The organism is Candidatus Binatia bacterium (genome assembly GCA_035631035.1).
Lineage (GTDB): Bacteria > Eisenbacteria > RBG-16-71-46 > SZUA-252 > SZUA-252 > DASQJL01.
This window is the reverse complement of sequence record DASQJL010000113.1, coordinates 109,485-126,448: the sequence shown is the minus strand read 5'-3', so window position 1 is coordinate 126,448 and position 16,964 is coordinate 109,485. Positions and strand designations below refer to the sequence as shown.

General features: G+C 70.9%; 14 protein-coding genes. 8 read left to right on the top strand and 6 right to left on the bottom strand.

The window, feature by feature from the left end:
• Window positions 1-9: 9 nt before the first annotated feature.
• Window positions 10-918 (bottom strand): 2-dehydropantoate 2-reductase, encoded by a 909-nt coding sequence (locus VE326_12855; GenBank protein ID HYJ34093.1) that lies wholly within the window; start codon window positions 916-918, stop codon window positions 10-12.
• Window positions 919-981: 63 nt separating this feature from the next.
• Between VE326_12855 and VE326_12850 the strand changes: the two genes are divergently transcribed.
• Entirely contained in the window at window positions 982-1,788 is an 807-nt protein-coding gene (locus VE326_12850; GenBank protein HYJ34092.1) for an HAD family hydrolase, read from the top strand.
• Between the two features lie 35 nt (window positions 1,789-1,823).
• Here the strand turns inward: VE326_12850 and VE326_12845 are convergent, their stop codons facing one another.
• Window positions 1,824-2,474 (bottom strand): hypothetical protein, encoded by a 651-nt coding sequence (locus VE326_12845; protein ID HYJ34091.1) that lies wholly within the window; start codon window positions 2,472-2,474, stop codon window positions 1,824-1,826.
• A gap of 263 nt (window positions 2,475-2,737) precedes the next feature.
• Between VE326_12845 and VE326_12840 the strand changes: the two genes are divergently transcribed.
• The 7 genes from VE326_12840 to VE326_12810 all read left to right on the top strand — a co-directional run bounded on the left by VE326_12840 (window position 2,738) and on the right by VE326_12810 (window position 12,126).
• Window positions 2,738-4,282, top strand: a complete 1,545-nt coding sequence (locus VE326_12840; GenBank protein HYJ34090.1) for a YifB family Mg chelatase-like AAA ATPase — start codon at window positions 2,738-2,740, stop codon at window positions 4,280-4,282.
• A gap of 62 nt (window positions 4,283-4,344) precedes the next feature.
• The gene (locus tag VE326_12835; GenBank protein HYJ34089.1) at window positions 4,345-5,271 is read left to right on the top strand and encodes a tetratricopeptide repeat protein; all 927 of its coding nucleotides are present in this window, start codon (window positions 4,345-4,347) and stop codon (window positions 5,269-5,271) included.
• Between the two features lie 13 nt (window positions 5,272-5,284).
• Complete coding sequence (locus tag VE326_12830) at window positions 5,285-6,592, top strand: tetratricopeptide repeat protein (GenBank protein HYJ34088.1); 1,308 nt, start codon at window positions 5,285-5,287, stop codon at window positions 6,590-6,592.
• 102 nt (window positions 6,593-6,694) lie between these two features.
• Window positions 6,695-7,588 carry a peptidylprolyl isomerase gene (locus tag VE326_12825; GenBank protein HYJ34087.1) on the top strand — a complete coding sequence of 298 codons (894 nt, stop codon included), beginning with the start codon at window positions 6,695-6,697 and terminating at the stop codon, window positions 7,586-7,588.
• A 144-nt stretch (window positions 7,589-7,732) separates the two neighbouring features.
• Window positions 7,733-8,893: a cysteine desulfurase family protein gene (locus VE326_12820; protein ID HYJ34086.1), complete on the top strand. Its 1,161-nt coding sequence runs from the start codon at window positions 7,733-7,735 to the stop codon at window positions 8,891-8,893.
• 13 nt (window positions 8,894-8,906) lie between these two features.
• A complete protein-coding gene (mnmA, locus tag VE326_12815; protein HYJ34085.1) occupies window positions 8,907-10,007 on the top strand; it encodes a tRNA 2-thiouridine(34) synthase MnmA in 1,101 nt (366 codons plus the stop codon).
• On the top strand, window positions 9,997-12,126 hold the full coding sequence (locus VE326_12810) for a thioredoxin domain-containing protein (protein ID HYJ34084.1): 2,130 nt from the start codon (window positions 9,997-9,999) through the stop codon (window positions 12,124-12,126). The genes mnmA and VE326_12810 overlap by 11 nt, the downstream gene beginning before the upstream one ends.
• Here VE326_12810 and ada read toward each other — a convergent pair.
• The 4 genes from ada to VE326_12790 all read right to left on the bottom strand — a co-directional run bounded on the left by ada (window position 12,086) and on the right by VE326_12790 (window position 16,888).
• The gene (ada, locus tag VE326_12805; GenBank protein HYJ34083.1) at window positions 12,086-13,231 is read right to left on the bottom strand and encodes a bifunctional DNA-binding transcriptional regulator/O6-methylguanine-DNA methyltransferase Ada; all 1,146 of its coding nucleotides are present in this window, start codon (window positions 13,229-13,231) and stop codon (window positions 12,086-12,088) included. The two genes, VE326_12810 and ada, sit on opposite strands and share 41 nt — an antisense overlap.
• Window positions 13,232-13,292: 61 nt before the next feature.
• Window positions 13,293-13,727 (bottom strand): CoA-binding protein, encoded by a 435-nt coding sequence (locus tag VE326_12800; protein HYJ34082.1) that lies wholly within the window; start codon window positions 13,725-13,727, stop codon window positions 13,293-13,295.
• Window positions 13,727-14,359, bottom strand: a complete 633-nt coding sequence (locus VE326_12795; GenBank protein HYJ34081.1) for an outer membrane beta-barrel protein — start codon at window positions 14,357-14,359, stop codon at window positions 13,727-13,729. Before VE326_12795 ends, VE326_12800 begins: the two co-directional genes overlap by 1 nt.
• 186 nt (window positions 14,360-14,545) lie before the next feature.
• The gene (locus VE326_12790) at window positions 14,546-16,888 is read right to left on the bottom strand and encodes a serine hydrolase (protein HYJ34080.1); all 2,343 of its coding nucleotides are present in this window, start codon (window positions 16,886-16,888) and stop codon (window positions 14,546-14,548) included.
• Window positions 16,889-16,964: the final 76 nt, after the last annotated feature.

Genomic DNA, 16,964 nt, shown 5'->3' with positions numbered 1-16,964 from the left:
TGCGCGCTTCTACGCTCGGGGCGTCTCCGCGCGCTCCGCTTCGGCGACCCGGAGCAGCTCGGCCAGCGCCGCGATCACCGGGGTCTCCATGCCCTCCTCGCGCGCGGCGCGAAGGATGGGCCCCAGGATCGCGTCGGCCTCCGTCGGCCGCCCGCGCGCCAAGTCCTCGGCCATCGAGGATCGGTTGCCGCGGGTTTCCCCCAGGAGGCGCTCCAGGCGCGGGGCGGGATCGTAGCCCTCGGGGAGGTAGCCCCGCCGCGCGCCGACGGCGGCGGCCTCGCGCGCGGCGGCGCGGGCCAGCCGTCCGAGCGCCGGACTCTGGAGCAGCGCCCCGTTTTCCCGGTCGAGCAGCGCGGTCAGGGGGTTCACGGCCGCGTTGAGCGCGAGCTTTCGCCAGAGGATCTGCCGCGCGTCCTCGCGCGGCTCGGCGCGGAGCCCCGAGCTTTCCAGGACGCTGGCCGCGTATTCGGCCCACCGCGCCTCCGTGCCGCCCCAGGGCGCGAGCAGCGTCTGGCCTTCGAGCGACGCCTGGAGGAAGCCCGCCTCGTCGAAATAGGCGCCCAGCGACGTCGCTCCGGCGATCAGCGGCGCGCCCGGAAGCGCCCGCTCGAGGACGGCCATGTGATCCCAGCCGTTCTGGAGCGAGCAAACGCCCGGGAAGCGCGGCGCGAGGGTCGACAAGCCGCCGGCGGCCGCTTCGGTGTCACGAGCCTTCACGCAGAGAAAGAGGAGGGAAGCGGGACGCAGCGCTCCGGGGTCCCGCTCGACCGTGAGGCCGTGCGGCGCGTCGGCGGCCAGCGCCGAGCGGCGTGCCTCGGAGCGCGCCAAGGCGATGACCGTGTGTCCGGCGCGCGCGAGCTTCAAGGCGAGCAGCGATCCCAGGGCTCCCGCGCCGACGACGCCGACCGATTCCGCCATGCGCCGATCCCCCTTGGTCCGATCCCTGCGCCGGAGTTAGACTGCCCGGCCCGAGCGGTTCCGATGCGCGATTCTACCCCGAATTCGAGCCGAGCCATTCCCCTTCGAGCGGTCATCTTCGATTACGGCAACACCCTGGTGAGCGTCGATCCGGCCCTTCACTCCCAGCGGACCGACTACGCCGACGTCGTCGCCGTCCCCGGCGCGGAGCGTATGACCCGGCATCTCGAGTCGCGGGGTCTCCTCGCGCGGGAGCGGGGGCTGCGCTTCCTGGACCGCTTTCTCGCGATCCGCGAGGCCAACCGGACGGCCGCGGACGAGTCGGGAGAGGAGATTCCGGCCTCGGTGTCGCTCGTGGAGACGTTCCGCGACATCGGCCTGCCCGAGCCGGAAGGCTCTGAGGTCCTGCTCGCGATCGCGCATTTCTTCAGTGCGGAGGAGGAGCTGCTCCAGGAGATCCCCGGCGCCGCGGCGACGCTGCGCGCCCTGGAGGAGCGGGGAATCGCGCTCGCGCTCCTGTCGAATGCGACCGATGGCGATTACATCCGGAGGGCGGTGGCACGGTTCGACTGGGGCCGCGTCTTCCGGCCGCTGATCGTGTCGTCCGACATCGGGGTGCGGAAGCCGCGTCCCGAGGCCTTTCGCGCCGTGCTGCGCGCTTTGCCGTTCGCGCCGGGGGAGATCGCCATGGTCGGCGATTCGCTGCGCCACGACGTCGGAGGCGCCCAGGCGCTGGGCCTGGGCGCCTACCACTTCACCGCGATCCCGAACCCCTGGAATCCCGTCTATCGCGGCCGCATCGTTCCCGACGCCTCGGCCGCGACGCACCCCGATCTGCTGCGGCTCCTGCTCGAGGCGGCCGGCGGCTGAGGCGCGCCGTCCCGGCCGGGCCGCTTCGCGGCTTGTCAGCGCTTCCGGGGAATGAAGCCCTGCCGCTCCAGCTCGGGAACCACGTTGTGCGCGATGTCGTGCGTCACCTCGGTGGGCGCGGAGGGATTCACCGTCTCTCCCACGGCCGACCAGACGAGGGTTCCACCCTGGCGCATGCTCCAGAGCTCCACGTCATGCCGCACGGTGATGTTCTCCTCGACGTAGCCCGGGTGCATCACGTCCACCCAGTAGGTCCGATACCGACCCGACCAGGGGCTCACGCGATATTCGGGCTGCGTGGTGACGTAGCCCGGCACGTAGCTCGTGGTCCGCTCCGGCTGCAGCCGTCGCGCGACGAGCACGCCGTCGTAGTTGCCCTGGCTCACGGCGTCGCTGATCTGCATCGTGTCGGGCGGCGCGTCCGGGAAGTGGGCGTAGGAGGGCACGGCCTCGACGCCCCGCTTGGCCAGCTGCTTCCCGAAAGCGTCCTCGAGAATTCGCCGGTTCGTGGGGTTCCGGATGATGCCGACGACCAGGATGTGCTGCATCGGCGCCTCGTGATACGCGGGGTCCCGCCACATGTTGACGAGGCCGGAATTGGAGGCGCAGCCGCCAAGGAACGCGGCGCCGGTTACGGCGAGCGCCACGGCCAAGAGCGCCGCGCGGAGCAGTCGTTGGAAACGCATGGTCATTCCTCTCCCAGGTAGGGTGCTGGTTCGATCGGGCCCGCCGGAGAGGGTGGCGGGCGCCGGATCGGAGTTCACGGTTCGGTTGCCGGCGGCCGGCGGGAACGCCGCCGGTGCATCCATTCCAGTATAGGGGCTCTTCCCGGGGTGTGATAGCGTCGTGCTTCCCCCGCCGGCTCCGCCGGCCTTCCGTTCTGCGCCGTCCCGAGCGGCGCGTCCCCGGCCTGTTCTTTGGCTCGTGCTCCCCTGAAAGGGCTACCCCCATGCTCGCGCGCGTCACGTCCTGCGCGACCATCGGCATCGAGGGACTCCTGGTCGAGGTGGAAGCGGACCTCGGCGTCGGCCTTCCCACCTTCACGATCGTCGGGCTTCCGGATGCCGCCGTGCGCGAGAGCCGGGAGCGCGTCCTCTCGGCGGTGCGGAACTGCGGCTACGAATTTCCGGCGCGGAAGATCACGGTCAACCTGGCGCCCGCGCACGTGCGCAAGGAGGGAGCGCGGTTCGATCTTCCGATCGCGGTGGCGCTGCTCCGCGCGTCGGGGCAGATCCCGGGAGGGGCGCCCGTCGATGAAGGGCTCTTCGTGGGCGAGCTCGCGCTCGACGGCGGCGTGCGCGGGGTGCGGGGCGTTCTCGCGGTGCTCGCGGCGGCGCGGCGCGAGGGGCGGTCGCCGGTCTGGATTCCGGCGGAGAACGCGGCCGAGGCGCGCGCCTATCCGGTCGTGGCCACGACGGCGATCGAGTCCCTCGGCGATCTGCGCGGCGATCTGGCCGCGCCGCGCGCGGCGGTTCGCACCGGGGGCGAGCCCGAGCTTGACGCCGCTTCGGTCCCGGCGCCGCCCGACCTCGCCGAGGTGCGCGGGCAGCTCCATGCGCGACGCGCGCTGGAGGTGGCGGCGGCCGGCGGGCACAACCTTCTCTTCGTCGGCCCGCCGGGGGGAGGGAAGACGATGCTCGCGCGGCGGCTCCCCGGCATTCTCCCGCCCCTCCGCGACGAGGAGGCGATCGAGGTCTCGACCATCCACTCGGTGGGGGGCCGGCTCGCGCCCGGCGCGGGGATCCTCCGCCACCCCCCGTTCCGCGCGCCGCACCACACGATCTCCGACGCCGGGCTCGTCGGCGGCGGTCGCGGCCCCTTTCCGGGGGAGGCGTCCCTCGCGCATCACGGCGTTCTCTTCCTCGACGAGCTGCCGGAGTTCCGGCGAAACGCGATCGAGGCGCTTCGACAGCCGATCGAGGAGGGGAAGATCACCATCGCGCGCGCCGGGTCGTCGGTCACGTTTCCCGCCGCCTTCGCGCTCGTGGCCGCCATGAATCCCTGCCCCTGCGGCTTTCGCGGCGACCTCCGCCGCGCCTGCCGCTGCTCGTCCGATCTCGTCCTGCGCTACTGGTCCAAGGTGTCGGGGCCGATCCTGGATCGGATCGATCTGGTGCTCGAGGTGCCCGCGGTGCCGATGGAGGACCTCTTCGCGAGCGCCGCGGCCGAGTCGTCGTCGGCGGTGCGCGAGCGGGTGATCCGGGCGCGGGCCTTCGCGGCCGCGCGCACGCCGCGCGCGGCGCGGAACGCCGCGCTCACCGCGCGCGACCTCGCGCGGGCGGCGCCGCTCACGGACGACACCCGCCTCCTGCTTCGCCGCGCCGCGGATGCCTTCCGCATTACCGCGCGCGGCGTGCTCCGCACGCGCCGGCTCGCGCGCACGATCGCGGACCTGGCCGCCTCCGAGGAGGTTCGGGGAGAGCATGTCGCCGAGGCGCTTCAATACCGGGTTCCCACGGCCCCCGGCCGCGGAGCCTGGGGAGAACCCCGTTGACTTCGGTGTATCTTCAAGGTACCGTGTCCGTTGCTCCTAACCCAATGCGAGACAAAGAGTCCATGAACTTCCAACGCCCCTCGTCCGCCCGCCTGAACGGGCGCATCGCAGCCCTTTTCGCCCTGTTCGGGCTCCTCCTCACCCCGTTTCCGGCCCGTTCGGCCACGCCGGCGAAGAGCCAGGCCGACATGAAGCCGGTCGTGCGCAAGGCTCCGCCCCCCATGTCGGTGGCAGAGGCCGAGGCGCTGGTCCAGAAGAACCCCAAGGACACCAATGCCTATCTCGCGCTGGGAGGGGCCTATCGGCGGTCCCGCCGCTACCCCCAGGCGCTCGAGGCATTCCAGAAGATGGCCGCGCTCGACCCCCAGAACTCCACCGCCCGGTACAGCCTGGGAGCGGTCTACATGGACATGAACCGCCCCAAGGATGCCGAGCGGGAGATCCGCAGGGCGATCGCCCTGAGCCCCAAGGACCCCGGCGCCCACCTGCAGCTGGGGCTCTGGTACGTGAGCCAGGGGCGGAACGACGACGCCGTTGCCGAGTTCAAGATCGCGACGACGCTCCAGCCGCCGCTCGCCGAGGCCTGGAACAAGCTGGGCCGGGTGCAGGCCGAGCTGGGCCAGACCGCCGACGCGGTCGCCTCCTACAAGAAGGCGCTCGACATCGACTCGACCAACGTCGGGGCCCTCAACAACCTCGGCAACAGCTACTACGGGATGGGGAAGATTCCCGAAGCCACGGCGCTCTACCGGAAGGCGCTCGCGTTCGACCCGAAGAACCAGGAAGCGATCTACAACCTGGGGGTCGCGTTCGCCGACGCGCAGATCTACAAGGAGGCGCTCAACTACTGGCGCCAGGTCGCCGCGATCGACTCGTCGACGGCGGTGGCCGAGAACGCGAAGAGCAGCATCGAGGTGCTGCAGCAGTACCTCGACCAGCAGAAAGCCACGGCGGCGCCGTCGCAGGCGCCGGCTCCCGCGGCGCACTGACCCTCTCGGGTCCGTGGACGGGCCCGACACGATCCAGGAGGTCACCGTCATGCCGGCCCGCTCGCCGCGTCTCCAACGACCCTCCCTGCGTCTCGTCGGTCCCGCGATTCTCGCGCTGGCGCTCGGTTCCTCGGGGTGCTCGTCGTCGCACGCTCGCGACGTCCGCCCGGCGGACCTCTCCGGGGAGACCGGGCGCGCCGGCGCTCCCCGCACTGACGCGCGGACCCACATCAACGCCGGACGCGACTACCTGACCCGCGGTCTGGCCGAAGAGGCGGAGCGCGAGTTCCGGCTGGCCCTCGAGTCCGAGCCCGGAAACCGGGAGGCGCTCGCCGGGCTGGGGCAGGCGCGGGTGAAGCGGGGTGCGTACGCCGAGGGCGCGGAGATGCTCGAGCGCGCGACCCGGTCCTCGACGCAGATGGCCTCCGCGTTCCGCTCCCTGGGCGACGCCTACGCGGCGATGGGGCAGCTGGACAAGGCGGCCGAGTCCTACCGGCAGGCGGTGGCGCTCACGCCGGCCGATCTCGACTCGCGACTTGCGCTCGCGCATTCGCTCACCGAGATCGGCGATTACGATGAGGCGGCGGGGCTCTGCACCGCCGCGGCGCGCGGGGTGAAGAACCAGCCCTCCGCGCTCGCGCAGGTCTACCGCCAGCTCGGCGAGGTCCGCTCGCGGCAGGGAAGCACCCCCGAGGCGATGTCGGCCTACTACCGCGCGGCCGAGCTCCTGCCCGACGATCCCGAGGTGGTGCGCGGGATGGCGGACGCCGCGGTGCGCGGCGGACTCTACGCCGAGGCGGCCAGCGCCCTCGATCACGTGCTCCGGATCGCGCCGCTCGACGTGGCGGCGAAGAAACAGCTCGGCTGGGTGAACTTCAAGCTGGAGCGCTTTCCGGTCGCCATCAAGCACTACGAGGCGGTGGGCGACTCGCTGGGCACGGCCGACCGCTACTACCTGGCGCAGGCCTACGCCAAGTCGTCCAAGACCGACCGCGCCGTGGAGCTGTTCCGCGAGGTGGCGCGCCAGGATCCCCAGAACTACAAGGGGGTCTACTGCAACATGGCGTACGCCTACTTCGACGCCAACCGCTACCAGCGCGCGATCGAGACGGCGCGCGAGGGTCTGAAGAGCGACAGCGCCAACGCCTGCCTGCGCTTCTGCTGGGCGCAGGCGCTGGACAAGCTGGGGCGGCACGACGAGGCCATCCCGGTGTTCGAGGCCGCGGTCGCCGACCCCGCCTACGCCGAGCCGGCCCGCCGCGAGCTGGAGCGGCAGCGGCGGATCGTCAAGCTCCTGAAGACGAAGGACCGGGGCAATTGAGGGGAACCGGAACGCGGGCATCACACATTAAGGAAGGCTGATCGGAACGAACGGGGTGGCCGGGGAATGGCCATCGAGACAGCGCAACGGCAAGGAGGTTCGATGTTCGGTACGACGAGACATTGGATGGGCGCGGGGGGGATCGTCACGGCGGCGGTCATCGGGATTCTCGTGGCGGGGTCGGCGTTCGCGGCCGGCGCGGCCAAGGGAAAGGCCGCGGCCAAGTCCGTGGGCAGCCCCGACGACGTCGCCGTCATGGAGACGAGCAAGGGGCGCATGGTGATCGAGTTCTGGCCCAAGGATGCCCCCAAGACCGTCGCCAACTTCAAGAAGCTCGCGCGCAGCGGCTTCTATAACGGCACCGGCTTCCACCGCATCATCGCCGGCTTCATGGTCCAGGGCGGGGACCCCAAGTCCAAGAACCCGAAGGCTCCCGATCTCGGGACCGGCGGACCGGGCTGGACCATTCCCGACGAGTTCAACAATCACAAGCATGAGAAGGGCGTCCTCTCGATGGCGCACACCGCCGAGCCCAATTCCGGCGGATCGCAGTTCTTCCTGATGCACGGGTCGGCTCCCTTCCTCGATCACAAGTACACGGCCTTCGGGCACGTGATCGAGGGGATGGACGTCGTGGACGCGATCGCGAACGTCCGCACGGCTCCCAATCCGATGATGCCGGGCGAGAACTCCAAGCCGCTCGAGTGGGTCACCATCAAGTCGGTGAAGATCGTGCCGCGCGCGGTGGCCATGGGCGGCGCCGCGAAGGCGGCGGTCGCGACCGAGAAGGCCGCCTCGGCGAAGGCAGCCGTGAAGGCCGCCGATGCGAAGAACGATGCGGCCGAGAAGGCGGCGGAAAACGCCACGGATGCCAAGGAGTCGGCGGACAAAGCCGCCGAAGCGGCCAAGAAGGCGGGCACGAAGGCTGCGGAAGCCGCGCAGTCCGCGAGCGAGGCGGCCAAGGCCGCCGGAACCGACTCGAGCGCGGCGAAGTAGCGACGACGACACATTCGGGGACCTGAGGGGTTCCCTCCCCGCGCGGGCTGGGCGTACGATTTGCGTCCGGCCCGCGCGCTTTGTTACCCTCGAACGAGGATCGCGCCCCGCAGCGCCCCTTCGGCCCCCTTCGGAGGTCTTCGGTTGCCCCGGATCTATCTCGACCACAACGCCAGCACGCCCGTCCGCGCCGAGGTTCTCGACGCGATGCTCCCCTATTTCGCGGAACACTACGGCAACGCCTCGAGCGCGCACGCCTTCGGGCAGGAGGCAAAGGGCGCGATCGAGGAGGCGCGCGGGAAGGTGGCCGCCCTGGTGAACGCCGCCCCCGCCGAGATCGTGTTCACGAGCGGCGGGACCGAGTCGGACAACATGGGCGTCCTCGGCGCCGCCCGGGCGCTGGCGGGGAAGGGGCGGCACGTGGTGGTGAGCGAGATCGAGCACGAGGCGGTGCGCAACGCCGCCGGCGCGCTCGAGGCCGAGGGGTTCACCGTGACGCGCGTCCCCGCGATGGCGGACGGGCGCGTCGATCCCGGCGCCGTCGCGAAGGCGCTTCGACCGGACACGGTGCTCGTCTCGGTGATGGCCGCGAACAACGAGACCGGCGTGCTCCAACCGGTCGCCGAGATCGGCGCGCTCTGCGCCGCGCGCGGGATCGCTTTTCACACCGATGCCGTGCAGGCCGCGGGGAAGATCCCGATCGACGCGCGCGCCTGGCAGGCCACCTTCCTCACCATCGCGGCGCACAAGTTCTACGGGCCGAAGGGTGTGGGCGCGCTCTACGTGAAGCGCGGCGCGAAGGCGGCCCCGCTCCTCTTCGGCGGCGAGCACGAGCGCGGCCGCCGGCCCGGCACCGAGAATGTCCCCGGGATCGTCGGCATGGGCGCGGCGGCCGAGCTTGCCCGCGCCGAGCTGGACACAGCGCCTCCGCGCATGGCGATGCTGCGCGACCGGCTCGAGCAGGGGCTGATCGCGCGCGTGCCGCAGGTCGTGGTGCACGGCGCCGCCGCGCCCCGCGCCTGCAACACGAGCCACCTCTCCTTCGTGGGGGCCGAGGGGGAGCACCTGCTCCTCACGCTCGACCAGAAGGGGATCGCCTGCTCCAGCGGCTCGGCCTGCAAGTCGGGCTCGTCGCACCCCTCGGGCGTGCTGCTCTCGATGGGCGTCCCGGCCCTGGTCGCCCAGGCGGCCGTGCGCTGGAGCGTCGGCCGCGCCACGACCGAGGCCGAGATCGACTACGTCCTCGAGACGGTCCCCGCCGTCGTCCAGAAGCTCCGCGCCGCCTCGCCCACGTTCGCGGCCTGAGCAGGCGCTCCCCATGAAGCCCGACCTGCCCGCGTCCAAGCGGACCATCCTCGTCGCCATGAGCGGCGGCGTGGACTCGTGCGTGGCCGCGGCCCTTCTCCATCGCGCGGGACACACCGTCATCGGCGTCACGATGAAGCTCTGGTGCTACGCCGAGGGACCCTCCCCCGCGCGGGGCTGCTGCACCCTGGACGCCATCGACGACTGCCGCGCGGTGGCCCGGAAGATCGGCTTTCCCCACTACGTGCTCGACCTGGAAGAGGATTTCCGGGAGCACGTGATCGAGAACTTCGTGGGGGAGTATCTCGCGGGGCGCACGCCCAACCCCTGCGTGGAGTGCAACAACTGGCTCAAGTTTGGAGAGTTGCTCAGGCGCGCGGACCTTCTGGAGTGCGACATCGTGGCCACGGGGCACTACGCGCGACGCGGCGTGGACGCCGACGGGCGCGCCACGCTCCTGCGCGCCGCCGATCCGGCCAAGGACCAGTCGTACGTGCTCTGGGGCCTCACGCAGGCGGCGATCTCCCGAGCGCTCTTTCCCCTCGGGACCCTGACCAAGAACGAGGTGCGTGAGGCCGCGCGTGAGCTGGGTCTCGCGGTCGCCGACAAGAGGGAGAGCCAGGACATTTGCTTCGTCGAGGGGAAGCGCTACGTGGATTTCCTGCGCCAGCGCTATCCCGAGCGGACCTCGCCGCCAGGCGAGGTCCAGGACGCGTCCGGCAGGACCCTGGGGCGGCACGAGGGCGTGCACGGCTTCACGGTGGGGCAGCGGCGGGGCCTCAACGTGGCGGCGGGGCGGCGGCTGTACGTCACGCGGATCGAGCCGGAGACGGGCACGGTGGTCGTGGACGACGAGGCCGCGCTCTACCGCAGCGAGGCGGCGATTACCCGCGTGAACTACCTCTCGGGGGAGATCCCGTCGGACCCGATCGTCGGCGCCTCGAAGATCCGCTACCTCCACGCTCCCGCCGCGGCTACGCTCCGGCCCGAGACGCCCAGCACCGCGCGGGTTCGATTCCAGGAGCCGCAGCGCGCCATGACGCCGGGGCAGTCGCTCGTGCTCTACGACGGCGACCGCGTCGTGGCGGGAGGGATCATCCAGGATGTCTCCTGATCCCACCGCGCCCGCGGGCGCGCCCGGCACGGCACCGCGTCACACGAACCGGCTCGCCTCCGAGAAGAGCCCCTACCTCCTGCAGCACGCCCACAACCCCGTCGACTGGTTTCCCTGGGGCGACGAGGCGTTCGCGAAGGCGCGCGCCGAGGACCGGCCGATCTTCCTCTCGATCGGCTACGCGACCTGCCATTGGTGCCACGTCATGGAGCGCGAGTCGTTCGAGAGCGTGGAGATCGCGTCGATCCTGAATTCGAGCTACGTGCCGATCAAGGTGGACCGCGAGGAGCGCCCCGACGTGGACCACGTCTACATGACCGTCTGCCAGGCGCTCACCGGCTCGGGAGGGTGGCCCCTGACCGTCATCCTGACGCCGGACGGCCGCCCCTTCCTCGCGGGCACGTATTTTCCGCCCGAGTCGCGCTTCGGACGGCCCGGGTTGAAAGACATGCTGTATCAGGTGCTCTCGGCATGGGAAGGGCAGCGGCATCGCGTCGAGGACGTCGCGGGACAGATCGTGGAGGCGGTTCGCGGCGAGTTCGCGGGCATGCCCGGCGAGCGTCCCGAGCCGGGCCTCCTCACCAAGGCCTTCGAGCAGATGCAGCAGCGCTTCGACGAGGAGTACGGCGGGTTCGGCACCGCGCCCAAGTTCCCGACGCCCCACCAGCTCACGTTTCTCCTGCGCTACTGGAAGCGCACCGGCGACGGCCGCGCGCTCGACATGGTGGAGCGGACACTCCGCTGGATCCGCCGGGGCGGCGTCTACGACCAGCTGGGCTTCGGCGCGCACCGCTATTCGACCGACCGCGAATGGCTGGTGCCGCACTTCGAGAAGATGCTCTACGACCAGGCGCTCCTCCTCATGGCCTACGTCGAGGCGCACCAGGCCACGGGCGATCCGCTCTACGCCTCGGTGGCGCGCGAGATCGCGGCGTACGTGGCGCGCGATCTCACCTCCCCCGAAGGGGCCTTCTACTCCGCGGAGGACGCCGACAGCGAAGGGGAGGAGGGGAAGTTCTACGTCTGGACGATGGAGGAGCTGGAGGGGGCGCTGGGGCCCGAAGAGGCGGCGCTGTTCGCGCGCGTCTACGGGGCCGAGCCGAAGGGGAACTGGATCGATCCGGCGGGAGGTCACCTGACCGGGACGAACATCCTCCACCTCACCGAGGATCCGGGCGCCGTGGCACGGGAGACGGGGCTCGACGCCGCCGCGATGGCACAACGCCTGGAGGCCGACCGCGTGCGGCTCCTCGAGACGCGCGCGAAGCGGCCGCGGCCGCTCCGGGACGACAAGGTGCTCACGGCCTGGAACGGGCTCATGATCGCGGCGCTCGCGAAGGCTTCGGTCGCGCTCGAGGAGCCGCGGCTCGCCGAGGCGGCCGAGCGGGCGATCGACTTCCTGGAGCGGCACCTCCTGCGCGCCGACGGCCGGCTCTTCGCGCGGTGGCGCGAGGGGGAGGCGGCCCATCCGGGCTACCTCGACGACTACGCCTTCCTCGCCTGGGGGTCGCTCGAGCTGTACGAGGCGACGTTCGATCCGCGCCACCTGGAGCGCGCGCTGGCGCTGGCGGGGGACATGGAGCGCCTGTTCGGCGACGAGAAGGAGGGGGGCTTCTTCTTCACGGGGTCGGACGCGGCGCCGCTCTTGGCGCGCACCAAGGAGATCTACGACGGGGCGGTCCCTTCGGGGAACTCGGTCGTGGTTCTCGTGCTGCTCCGCCTGTCGCGCATGACCGGGCGGTCGGAGCTGGAGCGGCGGGCCGAGGAGACGGTGCGCGCCTTCGGCGGCTCGGTGGCGCGGCTTCCGGGAGCGCACGCGCAGCTCCTGTCGGCGCTCGATTTCGCCTTCGGCCCGACGCGTGAGGTGGTGATCGCGGGCCCCGCCGAGGCGCCCGCGACGGCCGCGCTGCTTCGTGCCGCGCGCGCGGGGTACGCGCCCAGGACCGTATTCCTGCTGCGCGAGCCCGGTCCCGCCGGGGACGCCCTGGCGAAGATCGCTCCCTTCACGGCGACCCAGCTCCCGGTGAACGGGGTTCCGGCCGCCTACGTCTGCGAGAACTTCGCCTGCAACGCGCCCGTCACCGACCCGGGCGCGCTCGCTTCGGCTCTCTTGAAATAACCCGAGCGCGATCGCGCCGCAAACGCTCGGCGTCGATGAGTTTCCGTTTCACGTCCAGCCCGTACGCATAGCCGCCGAGCGATCCGTCGCCGCGCAGCACGCGATGGCAGGGGATCACGATCGCGACGGGATTCGTGGCGCAGGCGTGCCCCACGGCGCGCGCCGCCTTGGGCGCCCCCACGATCTTCGCGATCTCCTGGTAGCTCCGCGTCTCGCCGTACGGGATGGCGCGCAGCGCTTCCCACACCCGCCACTGGAAGGCCGTGGCGCGGATGTCGAGGGGCACGTCGAGGCGGGTCTCCCGCCCCGAGAGATGATTCACGATCGCCCGCACCCAGCGGCCGAGCGCGGCCTCGTCGCGCTTCAGCTCGGCGGCCGGAAACTCCTCGCGCAGGGCCCGCGCCAGCGACGCATCGTCGCCTCCGATCTTGAGGCTGCAGACGCCGCGGCCGGTGGCCGCTACCAGCAGCGCTCCGACCGGCGACTTGGCCACCGTGTAGGCGATCTTCGCGCCGGCACCGCCCGCGCGGTAGTCGCCGGGCGTCATCCCCAGCGCTTCGGGGGAGCGCTCGTAGAGGCGGCTGCTCGATCCGTATCCCGCTTCCGTCATGGCCATCGTGACCGGCTCCTTTCGACGCAGCCGTTCCTTGAGCGTCGTGAGACGCACCGCGTCCGCGTACTGGCGCGGCGAGATGCCCGTGGCGCTCCGGAAGGTGCGCTGCAGGTGATGGGGCGACATCCGCGCGACCCGCGCGAGCGCCTCCAGGGTGACGCGCTCCTCGGCGGCCCGCTCCTCGATGTGGGCGCAGACGCGCCGGACCAGCTCCGCGTGCGGATGGGGCGCGGCGTCGCGAGGACGGCACCGCTTGCAGGAGCGGAATCCCGCGTGCTCCGCCGCGTCGGCGTCGGGGAAGAAGACGACCTGGTTCTTCCGCGGCTTTCGCGCGGGGCAGGAGGGGCGGCAGTAGATGCCGGTGGACCGGACGCCAAAGACGAAGCGTCCATCCTGGCGCGCGTCGCGCGCGAGCACGGCGCGCCAGCGCGGGTCGGCGCCGGAGCGCGGCTCGAGAACGGAGGGTTCGTGGGTCATCGCGAGTTCGTTCATGTCGGAGACGATAGGGCCGCGCGCCGAAGGGCACTATCCGAAGCTTGCGGGTGTACCTCCCTCAGGTCCGGTAGCGGGCCGCGTACACCCCCAGGCACCGGTCCTGCACGACCTGGATCCCCGCCGCCGCCAACTTCGCCGCGGCCTCGTCGTTCCGGATCCCGCTCTGCATCCAGAACACCTTGGGGCGCCGCTCGGGCGGGAGCGCGAGCACCTCGTCGGCGTGCGGCGGGACATCCTCGGAGCGTCGGAAGACGTTCACCAGATCGAACGTCCCCGGAACGGAGGCCAGGTCGGGGTAGGCCCTGAGCCCCTGCGAGGATTCGATGCGCGGGTTCACCGGGACGACCTCCATCCCCGTCTGGCGGCACATCTCGGGAATGGTGTACGCCGGACGGTCGGAGCGCTGCTCGTCCACCATACCGATCACGGCCACGCGCTTCGCGCCACGCACGATGGCGGCTAGCTCGTTCTCACTGGTGATCGCATCGGCCATCAGAAGTATCCTCCAAGCATGATGACCGCCGGAGTCGAGTTGATCGCAAATCCGTGTCCGTTGGACTCGTGGATCCGAACCTCGGACGGGTTGACGCCGTCACTCGAAACCTGACGAGATACACTGTGCGGCTCCGAGTACAGGAATGCCACTCCCCATCGGGCGCCGAGACTGAATCGGCGCGAAAAGAACCACTCGAGACCGGCTCCCAAATCACTACCGACGCCCCACGTTCTTCCCTCCGAGTGATACGCGGAGACCCCCGAACTCCTGGAGTCACGCGTCGTGCTGCTCTGGGACGACCACTCCTGGCGCACGGTGGGTCCGGCAAAGCCGAACAACCCGAAACGCGCGCCCAGACGAGCATAACGCACGGCGTGCGCAAACACGTTGATCGTGTGCGCGTCCGAGTCGCCGCTCGAGGAGGAGGCGATCAGCAGCGTGTCCTGGTACAGTCGATCCTCCGCCGAGCCGCCGCCGCCGGACGCCGCGAACAGGAACCCGATGCGAATCGCTGTTCGCGCGCTGAGGTGGTACTTTCCGGAGATGGTTGCCGAGCCCGCAAGGCCGTCGAGCCGGGGCTCGACCTCGAATTCCAGCGCCCGCGCGTGCGGCCGGAGGGTGTTTCTCATGGGCTCATCCGCGTCTTCGGCGGCTCGCGTAGGACACGGAGCGAGCAGCACGAGAAGGGGGAGCCAGGGCCAGGGCCGGAGCTTCCAGAGCCATCGGGGCGCGGGCATGCTTCCTCCAGGATGAGGAGAGAGTCAGGGTGGCAGCCTCGGGGGAGGCTTCATCCTACTCGCCCCTGAAGGTCTTGCCTAGGCGCTGCGCGCCAGTCTCATCCGATGATTCTTCGGATCGAACGTGACTGCGAAATCCCGGAGAACCCGCGCGCCGATGTTCCCCACGTCGAAGACGGGCTGGAACTCGACCATCGGCTTGGCGAACGTGGTCCCGCCCACGGCCACGTCGCCGTCGAGGCGCGCGGCCTTGATCTCGAATTCGTTGGAGACCGTTCGGGCGTGTCCGACCACGCGGGGCGGCTCGGCCAGGGGCAGCTTCGCCGCGAACGATTCGGGGAGGCTGAAGCCGCCCATGGCGCCCGCGTCCACGTCCGTGTCCACGCTCACGCCGGCGACGCGCATCGTCACGGACGGTATCCCGCGCTCGTCGCGGTAGGTCAGGACGCCGGCTCCGTCTGCCGGCAGCGAACCCTCGGCCAGCGTCATCCGGAGCGCGGGAAAGTCCAGCGTGAGCAGGCAGTCGTCGAACAAACCGAATCCGAGAATCCCGTCGACCGCCTCGCCGGGCAAGTGGCCCGCGAGATCGCCCGCCGTGGCCGTCAACCCCACGAAGCGAGCGCCGCCGATGGCGAGGGAATCGATGGAGACGATCTCCGCCGATTTCATGTTCTTCCCGCTCGGATCGCCGACGCGGGCCTCGCCGACCACCGGCAGGCCCAGCTTCCGGGCCACCGCGGCATCGATCCGAGCGCAGCCGGCCGCGCCGGTATCGATCGCGAAGCGGAAGGGACCCTGCCCGTTCAGCATCACGGAGACCGAGGCGAGGTGTCCCGCCCAGGTCATCGGCACCGCGGCACCCCCATCCGGAAGGATCGTGGACGCGGGCTTCTCCTCGCGGGCCGAACGCTCGGCCCCGAGCGGTCGGGCCGAGATCCGGTGCGTCGCGCCGCCCATGGGAACTCCCGCCCGCCGGAGCCAGGCGCCCGACCGGGTTCCCACCCTTTCTGCGGCGGGCGGGTCCAGGTTCGAGAGCACCACCAGCGTCCAGTCTCCCTGCATCATCAGCATCGCGTTCGTCCCGGGCGATCCTCCCGCGATCGCCATGCCCGCCTCGCCGCGAGCGCCCAGCGTTCCCGAGCGCAGCGCCTGGGCGAAGCGATAGAGGTCGTCGACGGTCGAGTACCCGCCGCCGGCGGGGCTCCCGCGCCAGGGATGCATCAGGGCCGCATCGCGCCACCTCCCGTCGGTGCCGCGACCCGACGACTTCGTGTACCCCTCGGCGAGATTCCGCACGGGATCGTCCTGCTGGTAGGAATCGGTGTCCTTCATCCCCGCGGGTTCGTAGATGTTCCGGCGCACATAGTCGTAGTAGTCCATTCCGGAGGCCTTCTCGATGACGGCGCCCAGGAGGATGTAGCCGCCGTTCGAGTACTCCTCGCGCGTGCCGGGCTCAAACCGAAGCGGCATGTCGCGGATGAACTGCACCCAGTCGGAGACGCTCCGGAGCTGCGTGCGGTCGGCGTTCTGGAACTTGGGGCCGAAGAAGTCGGGCACGCCGCTCCGATGGTCGAGCAGCATGCGGATCGTGATCTTGGAGGCCTCATCGCGAGGATAGTCGGGGACGTACTTGTCGATCGTGTCGTCCAGGCTCAGCTTTCCCCGCGCCGCGAGCTGCTCGATCGCGACCTTCGTGAACGCCTTGTTGATCGAGCCGAGGTTGAACTTGGTATCGAACCGGTTCGGCGTGCCGTAGCGGCGCGAGGCCAGGCCGTACGCGCTCCGCTCGAGCACGCGATCTCCCTTCGCGAGAAGGATCGCGCCGGAAAAGGCGTCCGCGCGCGCGAGCGAATCGACGTACGCGCGGAGCGCGGTCGCGACCTGCGCGTCCTTCATGACGGGGCCCGCGGGCGCCCGGGAATAGCCGCCGTCCTCGTTCCCCTCGGGAGCGCCCTCCTCGGGCGGAAGGTCCTCCACCTGGAGCCCGAGGAGCCCGTGCGGCGCGTCGTCCTCGCAGCGGAACGTGATCGCGAAGCGCCCGCCCCGCTCGCCGCGCGCGATCGCCTTCACGCTGGATTCGGTGAACGATTCGATGGAGAGCGGCATGACCCTTCCGCGCTCGTCCTTCATGTCGCGGTAGATGTCCATCCGGTCCTGGAGCGTGCGCCGCGCGAGCGCGGCGGGCGCGACGTGGGCCTGGAGGAATTTCCGCATCGCCTCGTCGCCCTGGTTGAAGGCTTCGAACCAGGCGGCGGCGTGCCGGCCCGCTTCGTTGTTCGGGAATTCGAGCGCCTTGGCGCCCGGCGCCGGCTTCGACTCCGGCGCCGGCTTGGGCACGGGCTTGGGCGCCGGCGCGCGCTTGCTCGCCGGCGCGGCGGCGAGGAACAGGGCAAGAGCGAGAAACAGGGCGGTGCGTCGCATGTTCGTCATTCCTCCTCGATCGGCGTGGTAGAGCCGCGTCGCGCGGCCACGCCAGGGACGATAATCGCAGAGTATG

What these genes read in the sequence shown, in the direction of transcription:
- VE326_12810 (HYJ34084.1), top strand. Translation starts at nt 9,997, where the DNA reads ATGTCTCCTGATCCCACCGCGCCCGCGGGCGCGCCCGGCACGGCACCG.
- ada (HYJ34083.1), bottom strand. Translation starts at nt 13,231, where the DNA reads ATGAACGAACTCGCGATGACCCACGAACCCTCCGTTCTCGAGCCGCGC.
- VE326_12840 (HYJ34090.1), top strand. Translation starts at nt 2,738, where the DNA reads ATGCTCGCGCGCGTCACGTCCTGCGCGACCATCGGCATCGAGGGACTC.
- VE326_12835 (HYJ34089.1), top strand. Translation starts at nt 4,345, where the DNA reads ATGAACTTCCAACGCCCCTCGTCCGCCCGCCTGAACGGGCGCATCGCA.
- VE326_12845 (HYJ34091.1), bottom strand. Translation starts at nt 2,474, where the DNA reads ATGCGTTTCCAACGACTGCTCCGCGCGGCGCTCTTGGCCGTGGCGCTC.
- VE326_12855 (HYJ34093.1), bottom strand. Translation starts at nt 918, where the DNA reads ATGGCGGAATCGGTCGGCGTCGTCGGCGCGGGAGCCCTGGGATCGCTG.
- VE326_12850 (HYJ34092.1), top strand. Translation starts at nt 982, where the DNA reads ATGCGCGATTCTACCCCGAATTCGAGCCGAGCCATTCCCCTTCGAGCG.
- VE326_12825 (HYJ34087.1), top strand. Translation starts at nt 6,695, where the DNA reads ATGTTCGGTACGACGAGACATTGGATGGGCGCGGGGGGGATCGTCACG.
- VE326_12790 (HYJ34080.1), bottom strand. Translation starts at nt 16,888, where the DNA reads ATGCGACGCACCGCCCTGTTTCTCGCTCTTGCCCTGTTCCTCGCCGCC.
- VE326_12795 (HYJ34081.1), bottom strand. Translation starts at nt 14,359, where the DNA reads ATGAGAAACACCCTCCGGCCGCACGCGCGGGCGCTGGAATTCGAGGTC.
- mnmA (HYJ34085.1), top strand. Translation starts at nt 8,907, where the DNA reads ATGAAGCCCGACCTGCCCGCGTCCAAGCGGACCATCCTCGTCGCCATG.
- VE326_12800 (HYJ34082.1), bottom strand. Translation starts at nt 13,727, where the DNA reads ATGGCCGATGCGATCACCAGTGAGAACGAGCTAGCCGCCATCGTGCGT.